Source organism: Bacillus sp. z26 (genome assembly GCF_058313635.1).
Window position 1 is genome coordinate 22,979 of sequence record NZ_JBZFQM010000003.1, and the last position, 25,287, is coordinate 48,265.

23 protein-coding genes are annotated in these 25,287 nt (G+C 38.3%); 13 read left to right on the plus strand and 10 right to left on the minus strand.

Annotation, left to right across the window (positions count from 1 at the left end; translation table 11 throughout):
- The first annotated feature begins 296 nt into the window (after positions 1 to 296).
- A complete protein-coding gene (locus AC4G3K_RS10495) occupies positions 297 to 1,361 on the plus strand; it encodes a YeeE/YedE thiosulfate transporter family protein (protein ID WP_491133266.1) in 1,065 nt (354 codons plus the stop codon).
- Positions 1,362 to 1,382: 21 nt separating this feature from the next.
- Complete coding sequence (locus AC4G3K_RS10500) at positions 1,383 to 1,610, plus strand: sulfurtransferase TusA family protein (RefSeq protein WP_491133267.1); 228 nt, start codon at positions 1,383 to 1,385, stop codon at positions 1,608 to 1,610.
- Positions 1,611 to 1,657: 47 nt separating this feature from the next.
- Here the strand turns inward: AC4G3K_RS10500 and AC4G3K_RS10505 are convergent, their stop codons facing one another.
- Both AC4G3K_RS10505 and AC4G3K_RS10510 read right to left on the minus strand, forming a co-directional pair.
- The gene (locus AC4G3K_RS10505) at positions 1,658 to 2,581 is read right to left on the minus strand and encodes an MBL fold metallo-hydrolase (protein WP_491133268.1); all 924 of its coding nucleotides are present in this window, start codon (positions 2,579 to 2,581) and stop codon (positions 1,658 to 1,660) included.
- A gap of 22 nt (positions 2,582 to 2,603) precedes the next feature.
- The gene (locus AC4G3K_RS10510; RefSeq protein WP_491133269.1) at positions 2,604 to 4,040 is read right to left on the minus strand and encodes an NAD-dependent succinate-semialdehyde dehydrogenase; all 1,437 of its coding nucleotides are present in this window, start codon (positions 4,038 to 4,040) and stop codon (positions 2,604 to 2,606) included.
- A gap of 189 nt (positions 4,041 to 4,229) precedes the next feature.
- Here AC4G3K_RS10510 and AC4G3K_RS10515 point away from each other — a divergent pair, with 189 nt between their 5' ends.
- The 7 genes from AC4G3K_RS10515 (at position 4,230) to AC4G3K_RS10545 (ending at position 13,389) form a co-directional block, all read left to right on the plus strand.
- On the plus strand, positions 4,230 to 6,308 hold the full coding sequence (locus AC4G3K_RS10515) for a peptidoglycan D,D-transpeptidase FtsI family protein (protein WP_491133270.1): 2,079 nt from the start codon (positions 4,230 to 4,232) through the stop codon (positions 6,306 to 6,308).
- A 133-nt stretch (positions 6,309 to 6,441) separates the two neighbouring features.
- Entirely contained in the window at positions 6,442 to 6,900 is a 459-nt protein-coding gene (locus tag AC4G3K_RS10520; RefSeq protein ID WP_491133271.1) for a hypothetical protein, read from the plus strand.
- Positions 6,901 to 7,165: 265 nt separating this feature from the next.
- Positions 7,166 to 8,629 carry a hypothetical protein gene (locus AC4G3K_RS10525; RefSeq protein ID WP_491077686.1) on the plus strand — a complete coding sequence of 488 codons (1,464 nt, stop codon included), beginning with the start codon at positions 7,166 to 7,168 and terminating at the stop codon, positions 8,627 to 8,629.
- A 235-nt stretch (positions 8,630 to 8,864) separates the two neighbouring features.
- Positions 8,865 to 10,325 (plus strand): spore germination protein, encoded by a 1,461-nt coding sequence (locus AC4G3K_RS10530; protein WP_491133272.1) that lies wholly within the window; start codon positions 8,865 to 8,867, stop codon positions 10,323 to 10,325.
- Positions 10,326 to 10,335: 10 nt separating this feature from the next.
- Positions 10,336 to 11,445, plus strand: a complete 1,110-nt coding sequence (locus AC4G3K_RS10535) for a GerAB/ArcD/ProY family transporter (RefSeq protein ID WP_491133273.1) — start codon at positions 10,336 to 10,338, stop codon at positions 11,443 to 11,445.
- A gap of 5 nt (positions 11,446 to 11,450) precedes the next feature.
- Complete coding sequence (locus AC4G3K_RS10540; RefSeq protein ID WP_491133274.1) at positions 11,451 to 12,572, plus strand: Ger(x)C family spore germination protein; 1,122 nt, start codon at positions 11,451 to 11,453, stop codon at positions 12,570 to 12,572.
- A gap of 31 nt (positions 12,573 to 12,603) precedes the next feature.
- Positions 12,604 to 13,389: a potassium channel family protein gene (locus AC4G3K_RS10545; RefSeq protein ID WP_491133275.1), complete on the plus strand. Its 786-nt coding sequence runs from the start codon at positions 12,604 to 12,606 to the stop codon at positions 13,387 to 13,389.
- 1 nt (position 13,390) lies between these two features.
- Here AC4G3K_RS10545 and AC4G3K_RS10550 read toward each other — a convergent pair whose 3' ends face one another.
- The 3 genes from AC4G3K_RS10550 to AC4G3K_RS10560 all read right to left on the minus strand — a co-directional run bounded on the left by AC4G3K_RS10550 (position 13,391) and on the right by AC4G3K_RS10560 (position 16,636).
- Positions 13,391 to 13,813, minus strand: coding sequence for a YugN family protein (locus AC4G3K_RS10550; protein ID WP_491133276.1), 423 nt, complete (start codon positions 13,811 to 13,813; stop codon positions 13,391 to 13,393).
- Positions 13,814 to 13,974: 161 nt separating this feature from the next.
- The gene (locus AC4G3K_RS10555) at positions 13,975 to 15,327 is read right to left on the minus strand and encodes a glucose-6-phosphate isomerase (RefSeq protein ID WP_491133277.1); all 1,353 of its coding nucleotides are present in this window, start codon (positions 15,325 to 15,327) and stop codon (positions 13,975 to 13,977) included.
- Positions 15,328 to 15,472: 145 nt separating this feature from the next.
- Entirely contained in the window at positions 15,473 to 16,636 is a 1,164-nt protein-coding gene (locus AC4G3K_RS10560) for an iron-containing alcohol dehydrogenase (protein WP_491133278.1), read from the minus strand.
- A gap of 142 nt (positions 16,637 to 16,778) precedes the next feature.
- Here AC4G3K_RS10560 and AC4G3K_RS10565 point away from each other — a divergent pair, with 142 nt between their 5' ends.
- Positions 16,779 to 17,021 carry a DUF378 domain-containing protein gene (locus tag AC4G3K_RS10565; RefSeq protein WP_491077678.1) on the plus strand — a complete coding sequence of 81 codons (243 nt, stop codon included), beginning with the start codon at positions 16,779 to 16,781 and terminating at the stop codon, positions 17,019 to 17,021.
- A 46-nt stretch (positions 17,022 to 17,067) separates the two neighbouring features.
- Here AC4G3K_RS10565 and AC4G3K_RS10570 read toward each other — a convergent pair whose 3' ends face one another.
- Entirely contained in the window at positions 17,068 to 18,270 is a 1,203-nt protein-coding gene (locus tag AC4G3K_RS10570; protein WP_491133279.1) for an ornithine--oxo-acid transaminase, read from the minus strand.
- 205 nt (positions 18,271 to 18,475) lie between these two features.
- Complete coding sequence (gene yugI, locus AC4G3K_RS10575; protein WP_491077676.1) at positions 18,476 to 18,880, minus strand: S1 domain-containing post-transcriptional regulator GSP13; 405 nt, start codon at positions 18,878 to 18,880, stop codon at positions 18,476 to 18,478.
- A gap of 244 nt (positions 18,881 to 19,124) precedes the next feature.
- Here yugI and AC4G3K_RS10580 point away from each other — a divergent pair, with 244 nt between their 5' ends.
- Both AC4G3K_RS10580 and AC4G3K_RS10585 read left to right on the plus strand, forming a co-directional pair.
- Positions 19,125 to 20,471, plus strand: a complete 1,347-nt coding sequence (locus tag AC4G3K_RS10580) for a sodium-dependent transporter (protein WP_491077675.1) — start codon at positions 19,125 to 19,127, stop codon at positions 20,469 to 20,471.
- A gap of 44 nt (positions 20,472 to 20,515) precedes the next feature.
- Positions 20,516 to 20,860 (plus strand): helix-turn-helix domain-containing protein, encoded by a 345-nt coding sequence (locus AC4G3K_RS10585; RefSeq protein WP_491133280.1) that lies wholly within the window; start codon positions 20,516 to 20,518, stop codon positions 20,858 to 20,860.
- A gap of 908 nt (positions 20,861 to 21,768) precedes the next feature.
- Here AC4G3K_RS10585 and AC4G3K_RS10590 read toward each other — a convergent pair.
- Positions 21,769 to 22,935 carry an aminotransferase gene (locus AC4G3K_RS10590; RefSeq protein ID WP_491133281.1) on the minus strand — a complete coding sequence of 389 codons (1,167 nt, stop codon included), beginning with the start codon at positions 22,933 to 22,935 and terminating at the stop codon, positions 21,769 to 21,771.
- Complete coding sequence (locus tag AC4G3K_RS10595) at positions 22,932 to 23,432, minus strand: Lrp/AsnC family transcriptional regulator (RefSeq protein WP_491077672.1); 501 nt, start codon at positions 23,430 to 23,432, stop codon at positions 22,932 to 22,934. The genes AC4G3K_RS10590 and AC4G3K_RS10595 overlap by 4 nt, the downstream gene beginning before the upstream one ends.
- A gap of 220 nt (positions 23,433 to 23,652) precedes the next feature.
- On the opposite strand from AC4G3K_RS10595, the gene AC4G3K_RS10600 reads away from it, so the two are divergent.
- The gene (locus AC4G3K_RS10600; protein ID WP_491133282.1) at positions 23,653 to 24,822 is read left to right on the plus strand and encodes a MalY/PatB family protein; all 1,170 of its coding nucleotides are present in this window, start codon (positions 23,653 to 23,655) and stop codon (positions 24,820 to 24,822) included.
- A 113-nt stretch (positions 24,823 to 24,935) separates the two neighbouring features.
- Here the strand turns inward: AC4G3K_RS10600 and AC4G3K_RS10605 are convergent, their stop codons facing one another.
- Positions 24,936 to 25,139: a hypothetical protein gene (locus AC4G3K_RS10605; RefSeq protein ID WP_491077670.1), complete on the minus strand. Its 204-nt coding sequence runs from the start codon at positions 25,137 to 25,139 to the stop codon at positions 24,936 to 24,938.
- Positions 25,140 to 25,287 lie beyond the last annotated feature (148 nt).

Consider the following 25,287-nt stretch of genomic DNA (forward strand, 5'->3'; position numbering starts at 1 on the left):
ATAGTAAAATCAACAACTACCGATAGTCATTATCAGTTATTAGTTTAAAAATTAGGAAAATAATAATGTGGTATTTTACTAAAATCAAAACCTTAAATTAGGCTGCCTATGGGCTGTGATGAATTAGCCACTGAAAGTTTTTTATTCACATCCTCATAAAATATATCTAACTGTTTAAATAACATTTTATTTAAACCACTACTTTAGAATCATTTTTGCATTAACAGGCATTAAATCATAGTAATCTTATATGTTTTATTATAATATAATCCTATCCAATTATCGGGAGGTTCAACATGATTCAAATCATTAGTTATGGTCTTATCGTCGGACTTTTATTAGGGTTCGTTTTACAAAGAGGTCGGTTTTGTGTAGTCGGAGCATACCGTGACCTACTCCTCGCTAGGGACGGGCGCATGTTTCTTGCGACCATGATTGTCATTGCCATTCAGGCTATTGGCGTATATACTCTCGCAGCTAACGGAGTCATTACCATTCAAGCAGATGCTTTTCCCTGGTTAGGGACTATCTTCGGCGGATTCATCTTTGGAATTGGTATGGTTCTTGCCGGAGGATGTGCCACTGGTACATGGTATCGTGCTGGCGAGGGTTTAATAGGGAGCTGGATCGCATTAGGCGGTTATGCACTTGGTGCAGCAATGACTAAGTTTGGCTTACTAAGTACAGTGGGCGGAAATGTACTTTCCTACAGAACAAGCGATACTTATATCCATGAGACATTTAACCTATCTCCATGGGTACTAGTTATCACTTTCGCCTTACTCATAGGTGTTTTGGTATACCGTAACTTAAAGCAGCCTAAATTACCTTCTTTTAAAATGAAACAACAGAAAACAGGGTTTGCTCATATTTTATTTGAGAAACGCTGGCATCCATTCGTAACAGCACTGCTAGTGGGTTTAATCGCTATACTCGCATGGCCGTTAAGCGAAGCAACGGGGAGAATGGCTGGTCTTGGAATTACAACCCCAACTGCACAGTTATTAACTTTCTTTGTTAATGGTGATACATCACTGTTAAACTGGGGAGTTTTCCTAGTTCTTGGTATTGGGATTGGATCCTATATTGCCGCACGCGGCAGTAATGAATTTAAATGGCGCCTACCCGATAAAAGAACACTTGCATATAATGCAAGCGGAGGACTGATCATGGGCTTTGGTGCATCGCTTGCTGGAGGTTGCACAATCGGAAATGGGTTAGTAAACACAGCTCTATTTACTTGGCAAGGATGGGTTGCCGTTGTTTTCTTCTTATTAGGAACATGGACAGCGACTTACTTTACTATTATCCGAAAACAAAAAAACCAAAAAGCAGGAGCCGGCAATACAGCGGTAGCCTAATTTAACAGGAGGGTTTACGTAATGACAAAAGTACTCGAAACAAATGGAATGGTTTGCCCCTTCCCACTAGAAGAAGCGAAATTGGCAATGGCAGACATGACCACTGGCGAAGAATTAATCATCAATTTTGATTGTACGCAAGGAACAGAAAGTATTCCGCGCTGGGCTGCAAAAGAAGGTCATGAAATTACGAATTTTGAACAAACTGGCAGTGCTGAATGGCAAATCGTTTTAAAAAAAGGACAATAATATAATCAATAGGCAGTCGCTTTAAATTTATTAGCGACTGCCTATTTTTAGTTAACCCACAATGTTTCTCCTATGAGCAATGTCTTCAATTGTTCTTTTGGCAGTTTCTTTCTGCTCCATTCACCCAATAATCGGTCTAACGCTTCCGGTCCTGTATCATCAGCCAGTCGATAAGCACCGTAATGCATCGGGATAAAATAATCCCCATTCAATTCTAGAAATGCTTTAACCGCATCTTCCGGATTAATATGAGAGCTTGCCATGAACCACTCAGGCTCATACGCTCCAATCGGCATGAGCACATAATTGGGATGAAACGTTTCCGCAATATCCCTGAACCCTTTAAAGTAGCCGGTGTCCCCTACAAAATAGACTGTCTCAGCTGTACGACTATTTTCAATCACCCATCCTCCCCAATGGGAAGTATTCATATCGCGGATACCTCTTCTCGTCCAATGCTGAGCAGGAACGAAATGAAAAGCTAATTCTTTACTATTAAATATTTCCCACCAGCTGGCTTCATGAACATTACTATATCCTTTTTTTATAAATGTTCTCCCCAAACCTATGGGTACATAATAAACAGGATTCCCTTTCAGTTTACGGATGGAAGGGAAATCGAGATGATCATAATGTCCATGGGAAATTAAAACAGCATCAATCGAAGGCAAATCATCTATTTTTATTCCCGGTTCTGTCATTCGGGATTGAAATCCCATCCGCTTTGCCCAAACCGGGTCAGTAAGTATATTTATTCCGTCCATCTGAATTAAAAATGTTGAATGACCAATCCAAGTTATGGAAGTACGAGATTGATTTCTATTTAATTCCTCAATCTGCGGGTCATCAACACGGCTAATTTGAGTTTCTAAATCCTTTTGTTTTCTGCGCCGCTCTTTATTCCAACGATACATATCACGAAAAGTATGTTCATTCTTTACCGCATCAAGATTTTCAAATTTTTTTACCATATGGACTCAATTCCTCACCTTTTTATAAGCCTAGTGATATATATTTTATCTCTAAATATTCATCCAATCCATAGTGGCTTCCTTCTCTGCCCAGCCCGCTTTCTTTAAATCCTCCAAAAGGCGCCTGCGCTGTTGAAGGTAAACCATCATTAACTCCAACAATTCCGTATTCAAGATTTTCGGCAATCCAAACGGCCTCGCGGATATTTTCCGAAAATACATAAGCCGCCAATCCAAATGGTGTATGATTTGCCCGTTCCACCGCTTCTTCAATTCGATCAAACGCGGAGATAGGTGCAAGCGGGCCAAATGTTTCTTCTTTCATGCAAAGCATATCGTCAGTAGCTCCCGAAATTACCGCAGGAGTTATAAAATGTCCAGGCATATCTCCAAGGATTTTTCCGCCTGTCAGAATCGTTGCCCCCTTTTCTTTAGCATTATTGATGTGCCGTACCACCTTATTAATGGCTTGCTCATTAATAAGCGGCCCAATATCATTTCCTTTCTCCATTCCATTGCCTACCTTTAATTGCTCCACTTTTTTCGTATAAAGTTTCGTAAAATCCTCCATAACCGATCGTTGGACAAATATACGGTTTGCACACACACATGTCTGACCGGCATTACGGAATTTCGAATCAATAGCTCCATTAACAGCCTTTTCAATATCGGCATTCTCTGTCACGATAAAAGGTGCAAGACCTCCAAGCTCGAGGGAAATCTTTTTCACCGTATCTGCAGCATCTTTCATTAAAATTTTCCCTACCTCGGTCGAACCAGTAAATGTAATCTTACGTACTCTGGAATCCTTCTGCCAAACAGATACGATTCGTTTTGCATCACCTGTGACAATATTAATGACTCCGGCTGGGATACCAGCCTTCTCTGCCAGCTCAACTAATTTTAAAGCTGTAAATGGTGTTTCTTCAGATGGTTTAATGACGACCGTACATCCTGCTGCCAGAGCAGGGCCTACTTTTCTCGTAATCATGGCAGCCGGGAAATTCCAAGGGGTAATGGCCGCTATAACGCCGACTGGTTGTTTTTGAACAAAAATACGTTTATTTGGTGAAGAAGCCGGAATGGTCTCTCCATATATACGCTTCGCCTCTTCAGCAAACCAGGTAATAAAACTGTTAGCATAACGTATTTCCCCTTTTGCTTCTTCAAATGGTTTGCCTTGCTCAAGTGTCATGATCTCCGCTAATTCTTCCATATGTATATCTATTAATCTCGACCATTGCTGCAGTTTAGCGCTCCGTTCCTCTGCTGTTAATCCTGACCAGTCTGAACCACTATTATATGCTGCCTCAACTGCTTCCTTTGCATCTGATTCTGTTCCATCCGGAATCTTCCCCATTATTTCACCGGTTGCAGGATTATAAACACTTATTGTATTATCACGATCTATCCAACTCCCATTAATATACATTCTTTGCGGAAACGAAATACTCTTCATCGTTATGTCTCCCTTCCATATGTAAATAGATGCTAATTACTAGTTTCCCATTCTGTCTCAACTATAAAACATACACTCGGTTCTGCCTAACATAGAGAATCAGGAATTAAGCGAAAACAATAGTATTATCCATATTAATCCATTAAAATGATAATAAGACAGTTTTTAAAATATTTGGAGGTTGAAAGATTGAAAAATCCCCATCGAAAAAAAAAGAAGAAAAAGCCATCTGTTAATACTCGAACAAATATACTACTATTTGTTATTTTTCTATTATTTACGACTTTAATATTACGGTTAGGCATTCTACAGATTGCCCATGGTGAATCCTTCAAAAAAGAAGTGGAAAGAACCGAAGACATCACCGTTAATAAACCGGTCCCACGAGGCCTTATTTATGATAAGAATCATAAATTAATCGTCGATAATCAACCTGTCAATGCCATTACCTATACGCGCAGCAAAACAGCTAAAACAAAAGAAATGGTAGAGACTGCTGAGAAATTATCAAATTTAATCAGTGTAAGTAAAGAAGATATGGAAGATATAAAAGAACGGGATCTTAAAGATTTCTGGATCATTATGAATCCGAAAGCAGCACAGAAAAAAGTAACAAAAAAAGAGCTCTCTGATAAGAAAGATAAAGAACTATATAAAATTCAGCTGGATCGCATTACTGAAAAAGAATTATCATCATTCACAAAAGCAGAGTTAACAACTCTCGCTATCTTCCGTAAGTTTAACAGTGGAACCTACTTAACTCCCCAAATCGTTAAGAATAAGGATGTTACAGATCGAGAAATGGCCCGAGTCACTGAAAATCTGGATGAAATGCCCGGAGTCGACACCTCAGTCGATTGGAATCGTAATTATCCATTTGACAGTGCACTAAAATCTATCCTCGGCAGGACCTCATCCTCTGATGAAGGTCTTCCAAAGGAAAAAGTCGAATACTATTCATCCCGTGGCTACAACCTTAATGAACGTGTCGGTGTTTCAAATCTGGAACTGCAATACGAAGATATTTTACATGGTCAAAAAGCTAAATCAAAAAACAAACTAGACAAAAGCGGGAATATTATATCTACTGAAGAACTCACCAAGGGCCAACGCGGTAAAGATCTGGTTCTGACAATTGATATAGATTTCCAAAAAAAAGTAGAAAGCATTATTGAAGAAGAGTTAAGAGCTAAAAAAGCAGCTTATAATGCGCCTTATCTTGACAGAGCCTTTGTGGTTGCCATGGATCCTAATACAGGGGAAGTATTAGCTTTGGCAGGCAAACAATATATCTGGAATGATGAGAAAAATCAATATGAAATGAAGGACTTTGCACAAGGGACCTATACAACAGCATATGCAATGGGGTCATCAGTCAAAGGAGCGACCGTGTTAACTGGTTATCAGGAAGGAGCCATTGAACCTGGAACCACTCTTTATGATGCACCAATGAGTATAAAAGGTACTCCGGTAAAGAAATCATACACCAATATGGGATACGTTTCTGACTTAACTGCCTTACAGCGTTCATCCAATGTATATATGTTTAAAACAGCTATTGAAATTGGTGAAGGCAATTATGTTCCTAAAGGACCATTATCTGTAAAACCTGAAGCCTTTGATATTATGCGGAATAATTTCAGTCAGTTTGGCTTGGGTAAACGAACAGGGATCGATTTACCGGGAGAACAAATCGGCTATAAAGGGACCGAATTAGGTGCCGGGAAATTGATGGACTTAGCGATTGGGCAATACGACACCTATACCCCACTACAGCTGGCCCAATATATTTCCACAATTGCAAATGGCGGTTATCGTGTACAGCCTCGTGTTGTTAAAGAACTGCATGAACCGGTACTGGAGAAAGGCAAGCTCGGACCCGTTTTCAAAGAAATTGAACCTAAGTTCCAAAATAAATTAAGTATGAAGGATGAGTGGATTGACCGTGTCCAAGAAGGGTTAAGACTTGTGACGCAAACTTCCAGAGGAACCGGTAAAGTGTTTATGGGAGAGCCATATCAGCCAGCAGGTAAAACAGGAACAGCTGAGGCTTTCTATGATGGACCAAAATGGACACCGGGAACCGAGCAGCCTGAGACGTGGAATATTACGTTTGCTTCATATGCACCATTTGACAACCCCGAAATTGCTTTGGCCGTTGTCGTCCCCTGGGCGTATCAATCTAGTGGTCATTCGATGAATTTGGAGATTGGCAAAAAAGTATACAGGGCTTATTTCGGAATGGATAAGAAAAAGGAAGATTATTAAAGTAGGGGTCATATAAAAATAAACGCTACAACCATATTGCAGTTAAGCCAGTGCCCAACTTTCAGACGAATAAGCTCTTTCTATATAGTGACACATATACTATATGGAATTTGGTTCAGAAGGAGTGAAAGCAATGTCAAATGGATATGATCAGCAAAATGAAAATTTCCCACATGAAATGAGGCAACAAGGCTATTATGGTGGTGGCCATGGACAACACGGTCATCATGGTGGCGGCTATGGTCATCAAGGTCATTATGGTGGTGGTATGGGACATCATCACCATCATCATCATGGATATTATGGCGGCGGTATGGGGTATCCTCACTATTCAGGCGGAGGATACGGCCATCACATGCCTTACCATCCAGGCCATCATATTGGTTCACATCATGGCTATGGTGGAGGTTATGGATCCCCACATCAGGGATGGCAAGGCCAGCATTGGGGGCAAGGGCAACAATGGGGGCAAGGAATCCAGGGACAATTTGGTTTTGATGGAGGATATCCATCCCAAATCCGTGATCCATATTCCTACGACGAATTTGAAACTGACCCTTCTCAAATAGCGAACCCATATTTTCAATATTGATATCTAAAGAGGCTGGGACAGAACTAAAATATCCACTTCTATATCCAAATCATTAAAAGTTATTCAACAGATGAAGAATACTAAAAACCGAACTATTCCGAAACTCTAGATGTGAGAGTTTTAGAAAATAGTTCGGTTTTTTCCTTGAATGAAAACCTTTTGTGCCAGCCTCTTTTTTAAGCGGAAAATTTAACCAGGTTAAACTTCTGTTATCAAGGGTAAAAAATTTTATACATATATTAAGTAGAAGAAAGGAATTTTACTCATGGAGGATATCTCGATAACTGACAAACAGGTATCCAGTGCTGACTTTCAGTTTGTATTTCCATTTTCTCTTATACGTGGTAAAGAGGAAGAATTGGTTGATAAGTTGAAGGAGAATCAATTTAAATGGTTTAGGCTGGATAACCTTGACAAAGAAGATGATTTCTATGGAAGGTTTGAAATAGATCACGAGAATTTAGAAAACTTTTTTCTCCCCTTTACGAATCGGATATTGTTCCCTAAAAAGGAGGACGGAAAAGGATTTCAACGATATTCCAAAATGTATCAAGTCTCTGGAACATTGCAAACAATGCATTCCAACACAAATTTTTTGGTTGAATCCCTTGACGTAACCGTGTGTCCATATCAAATAGGTTTTTTAACCGTACGTATCCATTTGGATGATCAGAATCAGTCATTGAATCTTTCTGAAGTCATTCAGTTTGCTTCAGAATTTAGAATTATGGAACAAAATCACCCCACATCCAAAATAATCTACGAAAATCAGGAGTTCGATCATGTTCAACATTTTCTACTAGATTATCTCATGCCTGATATTAAAAGATATATGGATGATAGCACTGAAGAGGATGCGTACTTTGAGTCCTTTCCTTTTTTTGAAAATAATCATTTATACGTCCAGTCTTTGATTGGATTGGCATCAGATGAAAAGGTTGAAGATTACGATGTATACCGCTTAGGAAATCTCGATGGATATACTAAAGATAAACAACCATACATAAGTTGCTATAATCAAAAATTCATTGACCACTATATCGATTCAGTTGGTTATACCCGCTGGGCACCATATACCTATTACATATCTGATGAACAAGGGATTGCCTGTATAACGAATCAGACAGGTGAATCATTCAATGACATTGCCACTACATTTTATGGCGAATATTATTACGGTTTGATGCTTACCTTATTTCATAAAATCACCTTGCTGAAGGTTGCAAATGAATACTCACATGTTCGGATTGAGCAAGATACAAAACGTGTAGAAAAATTAATTCATGCCATTAATGCCTTTTCTTCTAATTATTATTTCTTTGAACTGGCTAGTAATTCCAAAGGGCGTGACATATTTATCCAACTAAGAAAAATGTTTAAAGTAGATGAGTTGTTTGAGGATACGCGAACAACGTTGCAAAGCTTAAATCAGTATCAAGAAAATTTCAGTTCCAAACAAGGTAATATGCTTTTAGAAGTTTTGACCCTCTATACCGTGATAACTGGAATATTTGGAATGAATTTAGTTTCTGAACAACTCAAAGGAAATATTGACTGGTCCAAATTATTTCCACAATATAACGCATTAGAATTCCTGGCTTTATTTGTAACAGTGTCCGGTTTAGTCATCTCGATTTTCTTAAGCATTAGACTAGTTTATATGTGGTGGATGGATAAACGAGACCGTAAAAGGTGGCGCAAGGAAATTGAATACCCTAATACTAAATAAGTCTTATAATAGATTTCCCTCCGTTTTACTTTCGTAAACGGAGGTTTTTTATTTTTACACTAAAAACTGTAAGTGAAAGGTTCTTAGTATCACTATAATTAACAGTCCACATGTAAAACTTCTTCTCTACACTCCCCTGCTACTAATCAAATATTGAAGGGTTACAATCTTTGAATAATATTCCTTTGTTTACTAATACTAACGTTCATCAAATAATGTTTGGGTGATGATGGATATGAATTTCTTTAAAAAGAAAACGGAAAATCAAAATAACGAACACATGCATTCCAATCAGGATTCTTCTCCAGACATACGGAATTTACAGACTACCAGTTATCTGGAAGACAACATCGAAAAACTAAAAATGGCCTTTTCCAATACCTATGATTTCGATACACGATATTTCTCAAACGGTGATCAAAAATATGGAATGGCATACATCAAAACTATCATTAAAAAAAATGTGATCGATCAATTTATAGTAAAACCTTTAGTGATTAACTCCTCACTCAGCCCAGCTAATTTACCCGTGGCACATGTGTCTGTTTATACATCTTTTGACGATATTATCGACAATATACTGGACGGCAATATCGCATTATTTAAAGAAGGTGAAACAACCTGTTATTTAGTTGAAGCGGCAAATTTCAAGACTCGCTCTATTGAGGAACCTGCCTCCGAACAGAGTATACGAGGCTCACATGAAGGATTTGTCGAGAAAATTGAAGACAACTTAAATCTGTTAAGAAAAAGGGTGAGAACGGAGAATTTCGTGGTTGAAACGAAAACATTAGGTAAAAATCCAAAGGCCACAGCCGCCTTATGTTATATAAAAGGTAAAGCAGATCCGGAGATTGTAGAAAAAGTACAAAAAAAATTAGATTCTATTCACATGGACGAAGCCATCAATACAGAAGTCATTCAAAATTATATAGAAGACTATGCTTATTCTCCGTTTCCGCAGATTTTGAATACAGAAAAACCCAATCGGGTCGCATATCACTTATCATTGGGTGCTATTGCCTTAATGACTGAAGGAAGCTCTACTGTCTTCCTGATGCCAATTACATTCTTTTCTTTTTTTCATGCAGCGGATGATATTGAAAGCCGGTTTTATATAAGTTCATTTGAACGACTTTTACGCCTATTTGCCTTATTTCTGGCCATTACCTTGCCATCCTTTTATATCGCTCTAGTATCATTTGATTTCGAGATTATTCCATTAAATCTTGTAGCAAATGTTAAAGGCTCTTTGGAGAACATTCCCTACTCTCCTTTAATTGAAGCCCTTATTATGGTGGTCATACTGGAGCTTCTTAAGGAATCCGCCATCCGTTTACCTAGTTCCGTATCGCCAACGATTGGTGTTGTAGGTGCATTGGTCATTGGTACGGCAATTGTTCAAGCTAATCTGGTATCCAATACGATGTTAATCGTGATTGCAATCACAGCCATTTCATCATTTACAATTCCAAATCAGGAAGTAGCACAGATCATTCGTATTCTAAACTTCCCGCTTATCATTCTAACTTATATTTTTGGCTTAGTCGGAATATCAATTGGATTGACTTTAATTATCTTTCATTTATGTGGATTGGAATCTATGGGAAAACCATATTTAGCACCAGTCGCGCCTTTTAATTTTAAAGGTTTGTCGAAAATGTTATTCAAAATACCATTTAAGAAGGAGAGTTAAATGGACTATTATGGCTTCTAATACAAAATTATTGTCTGCTCACCAATTATACTTTCTAATTGTTCAATCCGTTAGCTCTGTCATGATTTTTGCCATTCCTTATATCGTCAATGAACATAGTAAACATAACGCCTGGATATCGGCCACCATCACTTTAATCTTCTTCCAGCTACTTGGATGGGTTATTTTTTCTTTACATAAACGCTTACCAGATAAAAATTTATTTCAAATGACAGAGATTCTGACAAGTACATGGATTGGAAAAATTATAAATTGGCTGTATATCATCTATTTCATACTCCTTGCTACATATACGACTCTATATTTTGCCTATTTATCAAAAGAATGGACATTGCCAGTTACTCCGCTGTTTGTTGTTTACCTTATATTTATTTTAATGGGAATCTATTTAGCCAGAGGAACGATAACCACACTCGCACGATTTAGCGGCATAACATTACTGGCTTTAACGGGCTTTCTCCTTTTCTCTATTTGCTTTGCCATCCCCAAGATTAATCTGTTATTTCTACTGCCTGTTGGGGATGTTCCAGTAACCAAAATTTTGAACGGCTCCTATCATATGGGGATTGGATATGCGGGTCTAAGTTCATTGCTTGTGTTATTGCCACTTGTACAAGGAAACCAAAAAACAAAAAAAAGAGTGATTACCTTTTCAATCCTGACAATTTCACTCATCTACTTTTTTTTATTAGTTGTCTGTCTTGCTCATTTTGGTACATATGCATTAAAAATCGTTCCAATTCCAGTCCTCTATTTATTGAAATTATTGACCATCCTTAGCATTTTTGAACGCATGGATTTGGTGATTATGTGTGCTTGGATTTCGCCTATGCTCGTTTCCTATGTCCTATATATTTTCTTGGCAGGAGTAGGGATATCTGAAAATACTCCATTCAAAAACAAGAAAATCATCGTACTGGTTATTTCTTTAATCATCTCGATTCTATGTTATCTTTTTCCAGAATCGCAGGATAACATAATTCGTCTTACCGATGTTTTGCTCCCCTACACTTTCGTATTCATGATAGGGTTTCCCATTCTTCTACTGGCCATTTCTATGATTCGAAATATAAACCAGTCATCAAAACCAGGTAGGTGATATTCGTGAAACTATTAAAGCTCAGTTTATTAGTATCAATCTTAATCTCAACTACAGGATGCTGGGATCAGAACTTCTTAAGCAAAACTTCCTTGGCATTCAGTTTAGGATTCGATACAACCGATGACCCAGATACAGTAGAAGTTATATCAATCATTCGTGCATTAAAGCCTTCTGGCGGGGGACAAATAGAACCCTATAATACAAGTTATAAAGTAAGAGGAAAATCTCCATTAATATTAAGGGAAAAAATGAATCAAATTACCCCTGGTGAATTCTCAATTAATAAGTTAAGTAATGTTTTAATTGGAGAAGAATTAGCAAAAAAAGAGATCTATCCTCTGCTAGATGTGTTATATCGTGATGCTAAGAGTAATGTAAACGCAAAAGTCGTGATCACAAAAGGAAAATCACAAAAAATTTTAAAACCGGAATATATAAAAGGTACTTTAATTAGTAAAGCATTAAGAGATTTACTCAGCAGCGCAGAAGAACATTCCCTCATTCCAGAGCAAACATTGGCAACCATTATGCCCGCCATGTTCGATCCCGGTCAGGATTTTGTCCTTCCCTATATAGAACCAATAAAGGGCGGCCTGATAAGGGTAAGAGGTGTAGCACTTTTTAATAATTTAAGCTATACCGGAAAAAATTTAATTGGAGAGGACTCTTCTTTATACTTATTAATGGTTGGTAAAGAAGGTCCTTATGCTCAATTCACAATCAATGATCCAACATCCGAAAAAGGGTTTGATCAAAAAATTAGTTTTTTTATACGGAAAAGTAACCATAAAATTAAATTAAAAATTATAGACTCTAAACCAGTATATACGGTTTCCTTAAAGCTCAAGGTTTCTGTATCCGAATATACGAAGGGCTTGATTTCACGGTTTGAAAAAACAACTCTCGAAAAGCACATGACTGAAAACTTGACTAAGCAAGCACAAAAAGTAACCAATCTGTTGGTACAGAGCAACTGCGATGCACTAGCGCTCGGACGCAAATTGATGATTGAAGATCCAAATCTATTTAAGGAATATAAAAAGGACGAAATGTTAGATTTGAAAAGAGTAGAAATTAATCCAACTGTTAAAGTGGAAATTGTTGATAATGGGATTTTAGATTGATTACAGATTTCTGATAAGAGCGAGGATGAGTATGAATACAGCTCAATATATTTTTAATAAACTTCACTTAGTTGCTCGCCTGATTATTATTATCGTTGGCATTATTCTTGTCTATGGTATCCTTATGCATCTTATTGAGCCTGCAACATTTACTAACATTGGGGAGGGAATATGGTTTACCATTGAATCGATTACCACTGTAGGATATGGAGAAATTGTACCTAAAACTCTTTTAGGTAGGTTAGCTGCCAGCACATTAATCTTAATTGGAGCCGCTTTTGTTTCTTACTATTACGCCTCTATGTCATCTTATGTGATTAAGCGTCAGACAGCCCTGCAACTTGGTTCTGCCATCTATACAAAAAAGAAGCATCTCATTATAGTTGGTTGGAACGAATGTACTAAAATGCTGATTGATACATGGCATAAGCAGAATCCGCGTCGAAATATAGTCATAATAGATGAATCGTTGGAATCTCATCCAATGCCCGAAACTCATGTATTCTTTTTAAAAAATGACAGTACAAATGAACAGACCTGGATTCATGCCAATGTAACCGAGAGTGAATTCATCATTTTAACAGCAGATCGCTCGAAATCTGAACGTGCATCGGATTTGCATGTCATCGCTTCTTTGCTGTGTATTAAAGGCCTATATCCAGAAGCTACATGCATCTGCGAAATAATGGCTCCCTTTCAAATGAACAATGCCAAACGAGCTGGTGCAGACCATATTATTGCGACTAATTCCATTATTAGCCAATCTTTTATTGAAGCAGTCGAACAGGATCCATCTATCGAAGATAAATTTATTTAGTTTACTCATAACCCAAGATAGCAATTTCGGCCTCATTTACTAAGGACTTGCCTAAATCAATATATCTTTCCAGGCTAGAATCCCCTAATGCATCCTCTGAAGAATCATAAGCGTAGTCGGAGGTGCATTCTTCCGCCTGTGAATACTGTTTCATAAAAAAGTTCGCTCCAGTCTTGGCTTCATAGGATAATAAAAAAGGGGTCCCAAAGCGGATAACGCCATTTTTATCTTCTATTGAACCCTTATAGGTGGTAAAGGGAATTCTGATATAATTTGATTTATTTCCGTTATCCATTAAATAATCAAAGTACCCATGCTGATAATCCCAATTCCCGCCAACAATGAACCCTTGGCTACCAAGCTGATGATGGGCATACACATAATTTGTCATAGTATTTGTAAGACGTGATGGAATTTCAATCATGCTTTTCCCTTCCTTCCATTAGATGATCCTTTATTATCATCCGCTTAATGAAGGAAAGGTATGTCTGGTATTGGCCGCCTTCAACACCTAATATTCTCACTTATGGTACATACAAAAAATACCCGGTCCATTTACCGGGTATTTTTTGCCCAAACATATTGTTAAGAATTTAATCGTTTTTCAAGTTCAGCTTTCTTTTCTTCAAAGCCTGCTTTGCCAAGTAGAGCAAACATATTCACTTTATATGCTTCGACACCGGGTTGATCAAAAGGATTTACCCCCATTAAATAGCAGCTCATTGCGCATGCTTTTTCGAAGAAGTAAACCATGTAACCAAATGTATATTCATCAAGTGCCGGAATGCTCACAACCAAGTTCGGAACTCGGCCATCTGTATGAGCCAATAATGTACCCTCAAATGCCTTATTATTCACGAAATCTACTGTTTGTCCAGCTAAATAATTGAGGTTGTCCAAATCATTTGCTGCCTCTTCAAGAACTAATTCATGGCGTGGCTTTTCTACTTTAATAACTGTTTCAAACAGATCTCTGCGACCTTCCTGTACGTATTGTCCTAATGAGTGAAGATCAGTTGAGAAGTTCGCAGAAGATGGATAAACTCCTTTTTGATCTTTACCTTCACTTTCACCAAAGAGTTGTTTCCACCACTCGGAGAAATACTGTAAGGATGGCTCATAGTTAATCAACATCTCAATGGTTTTCCCTTTACGATAAAGAAGATTACGAACAACTGCATATTGATACGCCTCATTGTTCTCTAATTCAGATTCAGAATAATCTTGCTCAGCTGCGGCTGCACCTTTCATAATAGCATCGATATCCGCTCCGCTTGCAGCAATTGGCAGCAATCCAACAGCTGTAAGAACAGAATAACGTCCGCCTACATCATCAGGAATGACAAATGTTTCGAAGCCTTCTTCATCAGCAACTGTTTTTAAAGCCCCTCTAGCTTTATCTGTAGTTGCATAAATGCGGCTCTTTGCTGCTTCTGCTCCATATTTTTCTTCCAATAGCTTGCGGAAAATACGGAATGCAATCGCTGGCTCAGTAGTTGTACCTGATTTAGATATAACATTAATCGAGAAATCTTTTCCTTCAAGAAGATCTATTAAATCACGCATATATGTAGAACTGATATTATTACCTGCAAAAATGATTTGTGGAGCTTTACGTTTTTCACTAGGCAGGATATTATAAAAGCTATGTTGAAGCATTTCAATTGCCGCTCTTGCTCCAAGATAAGACCCGCCAATCCCAATAACCAATAAAACATCAGAATCGTTTTTAATCTTTTCTGCTGCTTTCTTTATACGTGCAAACTCTTCTTTATCATAATCAGCAGGCAAAGATAACCATCCAAGATAATCATTACCGGCTCCTGTTTTTTCATGAATCGTATGATGCAGTTGCTTTACAGTATCCTTCATATAAGACACTTCATGCTCTTGGAAAAATTCTAGCGCTTTTGAATAATCAAATTTAATATGAGTCATTTTTTGTCCTCCATTCAGTTTCCTCATTCTCACTTTACAGAATCCGAAAATGATAATCAAGTTGCGACTAATACCTTCATCTTTTTCAAGCGATTACATTTCGTAAAATTAAGAAAAAGGTCTTACAGGAAGACCTTTTCTCAAACTATAAAGATGCTTTGAGAATAGATAGTACATCCTCTTTGTTAAGCTTCTTAAAGTTTCCGAATTCACCGTTCGCCATCGCTTTGTCTGCAATGATCTCTAGTTGCGAATCATCTATATCATAGTCAGCTAACCTTGATGGAGCGCCAATCCCTGTCCAAAAGTCACTGATATTTCGTATACAATCTTTAGCGATATCTTCTTTTGATTTACCAGCGGGATCTACATCGAATACCTCTACTCCCAATCTGACCAACTTATCGAGATCTTCATGCATACAATGCCTCATCCAGTTAGGGAATAAAATAGCCAATCCCCCGGCATGAGGAATATCATAAACAGCTGACACTGCATGTTCGATATTATGTGTTGCCCAATCGCCGCGGATTCCCATACTTAGTGTTCCATTAAGGGCAACTGTTCCACAATAAAGAATAGTTTCCCTATATTGGTAATCCTCTAAATTATTTAACAATTTGGGAGCTGTTTCTTTAACTGTTTTTAATACGGATTCACACATTCTATCTTGTAATGGTGTATTATCCGTGTGATTAAAATAAGTTTCTAAAACATGTGACATCATATCAACAATTCCATAGATAGTCTGATCCCGAGGAACCGTAAAAGTATTGACCGGATCAAGGATAGAAAATTGTGGATATGTATACGGCGATCCCCATCCATGCTTTTCCTGTGTTTCCCAATTTGTAATCACACTGCCTGAATTCATCTCAGAACCTGTAGCAGCAAGCGTTAAAATCGTACCAAATGGCATAGCAGCTTTTACCTTAGCTTTCTTAGTCACTAAATCCCATGGATCTCCATCATACATAACCCCTGCTGCAATCGCTTTGGTACAATCAATTACACTTCCACCGCCAATGGCTAAAAGGAAATCAATTTCATTCTCTCTGCACAAGTCGATCCCTTTGCGCACCGTTGAAATACGTGGATTAGGTTCCACACCGGATAATTCATGAAAGGTTATATCTCCTTTCTGCATTTGATCAATGACACGGTTATATAAACCATTTCTCTTGATGCTTCCTCCCCCGTATACTAACAAAACATTTTTGACATCAGCAGGTAAAAGATGATTTAATTCCTCGACTGTATCTTTACCAAACACTAAATTTGTAGGATTTTTATATGTAAAATTTTGCATACCTATCCCTCCTTCTTATTATTCCGTTTACTATATCCTTAATTCCTTTAATTCCATTATTAAAAACCTATATTCATGTATAAAATTTTCTTTTTTACCCACTCTATTAAAAGAACCATGTTTTTTTGAAGGAGGAAATGAAATGAGTGGTATACAACGTACTGCACTTGTTTTGACAATAATAGGTGCAATTAACTGGGGACTTATTGGATTTTTCCAATTTGATCTGGTTGCAACTGTATTTGGAGGCGGAAGTCAGGCCGGTGGTTTCGCACGTGTTATTTATGCACTTGTTGGAATTGCAGGCCTTGTCAATCTTGGATTATTGTTTAAGCCAAACGAGGAAATAAGCAGCCAGGAACAACCAAATCCATCAAAATCCTAATATCTATCGAATAGGCCCATCCCTTTGCTAGGATGGGCTTATTCATTTAAACAGACAATACCTTCTTAATTTTTGAAATAGCCCAATTAAGTTCTTCTTTCGTAATGATAAGTGGTGGGGCAAAACGGATAACATTATCATGAGTTTCCTTACATAATAAGCCTTCATCCTTTAATCGTTCACAATATGGGCGTGCTGCTTCCGTTAATTCCATACCAATAAATAAACCACGGCCTCTGATTTCTTTTATAATAGGATTTTCAATCTTTCTTAATTCTTCACTCAGATAAGCTCCCAGCTGTTCGGATTTTACAGCCAAATTCTCTTCAACTAACACATCAATAGCCTCCATTGATACCGCGCAGGCTAATGGATTACCGCCAAAAGTAGATCCATGGGATCCCGGATTAAAAACATCAAGAACATCATGATTAGCCAGAATACAGGAAATTGGGAATACTCCACCACCAAGGGCCTTACCTAAAATATAAATATCAGGAACCACATCCTCCCAATCACAGGCAAACATTCTGCCCGTTCTGCAAAGTCCAACCTGAATTTCATCTGCAATAAATAAAACATCATTAACCTTACATACATCATACGCTTCCTTAAGGAACCCTTCAGAAGGTATATTAATTCCTGCTTCACCTTGGATTGGCTCAATCAAAAAGCCTGCTGTATTGGGCGTAATCGCTTCCTTTAAAGCTTCTATATCGCCAAATGGGATAAGCTTAATGCCTGGTAGCATAGGACCAAAACCTCGTTTATATTCCTCATCAGAAGAAAGAGAAACAGCAAGCATCGTTCTGCCATGAAAGTTCCCTGTGCAGGCAATAAATTCTGCCTTGTCCTTCTCCACTCCTTTTACGTCATAGGCCCATCTTCTTGCAGCTTTAAAAGCTGTTTCGACCGCTTCAGCCCCCGTATTCATAGGAAGAGCTTTATCTTTTTTTGCCAGCTTGCATATTTTTTCATACCACGGACCGAGCTGATCATTATGAAACGCTCTCGAAGTCAGGGTCACTCGATCGGCTTGCTCCTTTAAAGCCTGAATAATTCTTGGATGACAATGCCCCTGGTTAACAGCCGAATAGGCACTCAGCATATCCATATAGCGATTCCCTTCAGGATCCTTCACCCATACACCCCGAGCTTCGGATATCACAATCGGCAATGGGAAATAGTTTCTTGCACCAAACTGTTCTGTTTGTTCAATCACTTCGTTTGATATCGTAGCCTTTGTCATGAATTGCCCTCCTATCTCAAGTTTCACGCTGGTAAAAGGTATCATTCGATCCGACTAAAAGATATTTAACTGAAAATTAAATCTTAATTTTATTATCCGATAATTCTTGTGCAATTGGAATCAATAACATGATTTAGAAAAAAAACTGCCCTGATTACATTTAAAAAAGTAATCAGGGCAGTTTTCTGCAAGTTAGATTATTTACTTATTTTTTAATAAGATCTTCGCGTTTGGATTGTTCAATCCATTCTTCCAACTTATCTTTAAGTGTATTGAATCCTTGTGGTGTTTCAGCAGGTGGAATTTTAACTGAACTTTGAGCTGGTTTTTTCTTAGGTTTACGAGTTTCTTGTTTAACTGCAGGCGGCTCTTCTGTTGCACGAATGGATAAAGCAATCTTTCCAGCTTCTTCATTAACAGAAAGAACTTTCACTTGTACTTCGTCACCTAATTTTAATTGGTCATTAATATCTTTAACAAAACCATACGTGATTTCAGAAATATGAACGAGTCCTTGTGTATTTTCGTCTAAAGCAACAAATGCTCCATAAGGCTGAATGCCGGTTACTTTACCTGTAAGAATTTGACCTACTTCATATTTTGTAGTCATATAAAACACTCCTATAAATGTATTTACTTTTTCGTCTATATACGCAATTAAAAATTATAGCATAATGTTGTTCCATTATCAAAAATGACCTGCGTCATTCTTCTTGTTCCCCCTTTGTTTAAAAATAAACAACATTCACGAATGGAATAAATTACTTGCACACTGAGATTAAATATTCTGGCAATTCATTCTCTATAATGCTACTATAATACGATTAATAAGATTACAAACTAAGAGGTGCTACATGCAAAAACATGAACAATGGTCATCAAAAATTGGTTTTATCTTAGCTGCTGCGGGTTCAGCAATTGGACTGGGTGCCATATGGAAATTCCCGTACATGACAGGAACGAATGGCGGCGCAGCCTTCTTTCTTGTATTTATTGCGTTTACCCTTTTTATCGGCGCCCCCATTTTAATCGCTGAATTTATCATCGGTCGAAATACACAAAAAGATGCGGTCAATGCGTATAAAAGTATTGCCCCCCACACAAAATGGGCAGCACTGGGTTGGATTGGTGTAATCGCCTCCGTCTTGTTGCTATCCTTTTACAGTGTAGTTGGGGGCTGGATCTTATCCTATCTCAGCAGAGGTATACTCGGCCAGATTACCGGGATTGCCGGCAATAATTACGAATTATTATTTAACACCATTATTGAAAATCCTTTTGAATCTATTATTTCACAGTTCCTATTCATGCTATTGACTATATGGGTTGTCCGTGGAGGAATCAAAAAAGGGATTGAACGGGCAAGTAAATACATGATGCCAGCATTATTTATTTTATTTATTATATTGGCCGTTCGATCGTTAACTCTGGATGGAGCTATGGAAGGTGTTAGATTTTTCTTGCAACCGGACTTCAGTAAAATTACTAGTGACTCTATATTGCTGGCACTGGGACAGGCCTTTTTTGCATTGAGTGTGGGATTGTCCGTCATGGTCACTTACGCTTCCTATTTACCAAAGAATGAGAATCTAATGAAATCTGGTTTATCAGTTGTGGGCTTGAATATCCTAATCTCCCTATTGGCAGGACTTGTGATCTTCCCGGCTGTATTTGCTTTGGGATATGATCCCGCCTCAGGTCCTGGGCTTGTTTTTGTTATTTTGCCAGCTGTCTTTAATGAGTTAGCTTTTGGTGGACTATTCTTGACCATCTTTATGATTTTATTGTTATTTGCTACTCTTACTTCTGCCTTTTCCATATTAGAAATTATTGTGGCAGTTATCTCAAAAGAGAATCCTGAGAAACGGAAATCATCCGCATGGTTAGCCGGAATCATTACCTTCCTGGTTGGTATTCCAAGCGCTTTATCCTATGGCGTCTTAAAGGATGTTCATATTGCAGGTAAAACATTCTTTGATCTAGCTGATTATATTGTTTCAAACCTTGCCCTGCCACTAGGTTCTATATTTATCTCAATATTTGTCGGATACGCGATGGATAAAAATGTAGTCAGAAAAGAATTAGAAAGTGGATCGAAACTGAAAAGCTGGATGTTTAATGGTTGGTATATAATCATCCGTTACGTGTGTCCGGTAGCAATTTTATTAGTCTTCTTAAACTCTATTGGAATTATAAGGTAAGGTGGTAGAATATAGATAGGATGATTATTTAGGAGGGATTGATGATGTCTACAGTTGGCGAAAATATTCGTAAGTACAGGATTGATAAAGGAATGAGTGTAGAAGAGCTGGCTTTACGCTCCAGAATGGGCACTCACAAGCTTGAACAATATGAAGGAAATGAATTGACTCCAAGCCTCCAAGTACTCTTGACTATTTCGACCGCATTGGATTGTCCTGCCTCTGTTCTGATGGAGCATTCCAATTCAACCGGTCCAAGCCAACTCGACCCTGAACTCCAGGAACTAATCGATACCATGGGACAAACACGTGCAAAATTAATTCTAAAGAAAACCCAAAATATCAAAGAAGCCGAATTCCTAAAGATAATAGGGAACTTAAAAAGCTGAAGGGCCTTGCTCAGGTGCGAGGAGCATAAGACAGAGGCTCGAAGGGGATGTTTTCTCCCGCAGAGGCTATGCTTATGTCCTGAGCTCCTAGGCCCTGAAGCTGGATTAATTAAAAAGCTGAGGCGACTGGGCAGGAGCGACAAGCATAAGACAAATACTCGAAGGGAGGGTTAATTAAGGAGCAAAGACTACAAACGCCACATCGTGTGGCAACGTCTTTGTGACCTACATCCTGTAGGCCTCCGCAGAGTATTTGCTTATGACTCGAGCTCCTAGGAGCCGAAGCTGGATTAGTTAAAAGGCTGAAACGCCTCAATTAAGGAACGAAGACTAAATTCGCCACGTCCTGTGGCAACGTCTTCATGACCTACTTCCTGTAGGCCCGCGAGGAGCATAAGACAGAGGCTCGAAGGGGATGTTTTCCCCCCGCAGTGGCTTTACTTATGTCCTGAGCTTCTAGCCGTTGAAGCTGGATTAGTTAAAAAGCTGAAACGGCTCAATTAAGGAACGAATTAAAAATCAAAGACTAAGGACGCTACATAATGTAGCGTCCTTAGTCTTTATTAACAACATCTTATTTCCCAAGACAAGCATAAAAGAAATTGTTAGCTACTCATCAAAGATGTCTACTTACTTAATATCAGCTGGAACTAATTAAATAAATACGATTCGCTGGATTATTGTAGAGTTTGGCTGGATTAATGTGAATTACGGCTCAATTCCTGCTTGATCCGGCTGGACTCTTGCCCAACCTGGCTCTATTATTATCCTCTCATTATGACTTGAAAATTTTTTGCCTATGGGTAAGTAGGGTAATGACAAAATGATTAAAGCCTCCCCTGCATCCGATTTTATCTATCGAATGAGGGAAGGCCTTTTTTTAGCTTATATGGATTTCACAAGGTAACTTATGAATGAGTGCTTATAAATCTATCCATCCTGGTTACAGCTTCACGCAACTGATCGATTGATGTAGCGTAAGAGCAGCGAATATGCCCCTCCCCGCCCGCACCAAATACACTGCCTGGTACGACGGCAACCCTTTCCTCAATTAACAGTTTTTCTGCAAACTCATCAGAGCTCATACCAGTTGATTCAATGGAAGGAAAGGCGTAAAAGGCTCCACCCGGTGTATGGCATTTGAGACCAATCTCATTGAACGAACTGACGATATAATTTCTTCTGTGATGATAGCTCCTACGCATTTCTTCAACATATCCTGTTCCATATCGCAAAGCCTCCAGAGCTGCATACTGGGCAGATGTGGGTGCACACATAATAGCGTATTGATGTATTTTAAGCATAGCTTCAGAAATCTCTTCATTTGCACATACAAAACCAAGACGCCAGCCTGTCATGGCAAACCCTTTTGAAAATCCTGATATTAAAATGGTCCGATTCTTCATTCCTTTAATAGCAGCAAAGCTTGTATATTCTTCATCATAAACAAGCTCTGCATAGATTTCATCGGAAATAACGAGAATATCATGTTTAATGGCAATTTCAGCTAATGCTTTCAAATCATTCTTCGATAATTGTGTTCCTGTTGGATTATTTGGTGAACAGATCATGATTGCTTTAGTGTTTGGCGTAATGGCTGCTTCCAAATGTTCAGGTAACGGCTTAAAATCGGATTCTTTCGTTGTTCCAACTGTTACAACCTTACCACCCGCCATTGTCACTAATGGAGCATATGAGACGAAACAAGGTTCGACGACAATGACTTCCTCTCCAGGGTTGATAATAGCCCTTAATGCAATATCAATTGCTTGGCTTGCACCGACTGTTACAATAATTTGGCTCTCTGGTGAATACTCCACGTTAAACCGTCTGTTCATATAGGATGCAATTTCTTCACGTAAATCCAATAATCCTGCATTGGCTGTATAAGAAGTATACCCTTCCTCCATCGAGAGGATAGCAGCCTCTCTATATCGCCAAGGCGTAACAAAATCCGGCTCTCCCACACCTAGCGAAACGATTCCTTCAATACCTGCTGCCAAATCAAAAAATTTACGTATCCCCGATGGCTTCATTTCTCGTGCTGTATCAGATAGATAACTCGTTTTAATCATGGAGTTATCACGATCCTTTTATCCTCATCCTGTGGTAAAAATACAGTTCCGTCATGTTTATACTTTTTAAGAATAAAATGAGTCGTTGTAGAAATAACTGAATCCAGAGTCGACAATTTATCTGATACAAAGCGAGCGACCTCATTCATTGATTTGCCTTCTACAACTACAGACAAGTCATAAGCCCCCGACATTAAATAGACGGATGAAACTTCTTCGTAACGGTAAATTCTTTTAGCTGTCTCGTCAAAGCCAACACCTCTTTTAGGGGTTACTTTCACATCAATCATGGCTGTAACTCCTTCATGGTTTTTAACCTTAGACCAATCGATCAGAGCAGCATATCCGACGATAATAGAAGAATCTTTCAGTTTTTTTACTGCTTGCTCGACTTCCTCTTTAGACATGGCTGTCATTTTCGCTATATCATCCAGAGAGATTCTGGCGTTTTCTTCAAGAATATTTAAGATTTCAAGTTCCTTATTAGTAAGGTTCAAAACCTCACCTCCATATGTTGTTAGTTAGAAATATCTGAAAATTTAAATTAAACTTTTTACATTATAACACTTATTTTCTATCTATGAATATATAATCAATGATTTTCTCCTATGGAACACTGTTAATTTGCGCAAACCGTCTTTTTATAAGTACTGAGCTAACTGACACACTATAGATATATGATAAAATAAGAGCATCTTACTTAAGGCGGGTGAAAACATGAGCGTTATATCAAATACAGAAACTGTTCTGAATCGCAAAGGAACAGGATCAATAAAATGGGATTATGTGGATTCATTATTTTCAGGAAGTGACCTCTTGCCGATGTGGGTGGCAGATATGGACTGGGCTTCACCTGCTCAAATACAGGAGGCTTTGCTTACCCGTATTCAGCACCCTGTTTTCGGATATACCTATGCGACTGATTCAGTATTCCAGACTATTATAAATTGGATGGAAGAAAAGCATCATTGGTCCATTAGAAAAGAAAACATTTTCTTCAGCCCGGGGGTAGTTCCATCCTTATCAGCTGCTGTCCGTGCATTTACAGGAGCAGGGGATCAAATAATGATTCAAACACCGGTATATGGACCATTCTATGATGTAGTCAATAAAAATGACCGAATCCTTGTTACCAATAGAATGGGCATTAAAAATGACCGCTTTGAGATCGACTATGAAGACTTTGAAAACAAGCTTCGTGATGGAGTGAAATTATTCATTTTATGCAGTCCGCACAATCCTGGTGGGACTGTTTGGTCAAAGGAAGATGTAACGAAAATGATCAGCCTTTGCCAACATTATCAAGTACCTGTTATTTCTGATGAGATTCATGCAGATTTGGTTCTTTACAGCAACAGACACACACCAGCCGGGACTATTAGCAAAGATGTCATTACGCTTATGGCACCTAGTAAAACCTTTAATATCGCTGGATTGCAAGGTTCACTGGTTATTAGCGAAAACAAAGATTACCTTCGGAAAATGGAGCAGGAATTTCTCAAACAGGGAGTTCATGGTATTAATGTACTGGCGTATACGGCTATGGAAGCCGCCTATAAATATGGTGCTGACTGGCTGAAAGAGACTGTATTAAAAATTGAAGAGAATATTAAAATACTGACTGATTACGTATCTAAACATTTGCCAAAAATAAATGTCATTGTCCCTCAAGCCTCTTTCCTAGTATGGGTTGATTTACGGGCCATGGGAATATCAGATATTGAAATAACAGAAAGACTCATCCATAAAGGAAAACTGGCGCTTGAACCTGGTACAAAATATGGCCAGGATGGTCAGGGCTTTGTCCGAATGAATATAGGATGCTCGAAGGAAACTCTTCAGGAGGGTTTGCGCAGATTCCATGAAGCATTCAAAGATTTTCAATAATAAGAAAACAGGCATCTGCTAACCAGGTTGGCAAATGCCTGTTTTCTTATCATGCGATTGACCATGATATGGGATAAAAAACAGCATACTTTACAAGGAGCACTTCACAGCCATCACTCGATATTTTGCTCTTTTAATTTTTCCTCTAATTCTTTTGCTCTCTGTACCTGCTTACGATTGTAAACAATGATAAAACGCATGGTTAACACCGCAAACAAAGTAAAAATGGCCATCGTTAATCCCGCTGGAATGTATTCTCGTTTATCTTCTGGAAAATATAAGAATAGCCCTATGATAAACGCTAATGGTTGTGACATAGTAGAGACACCCTTTCTAATTTGAAGACATTTGAAGATTACCATATTATAACATAACACAAATCGGAAAGAGCGATATTTGATATGCTACATTTAGACGTTTTCTCCCACACAAAAAACAAGCTGCCCGAATGATACCGGGCAGCTA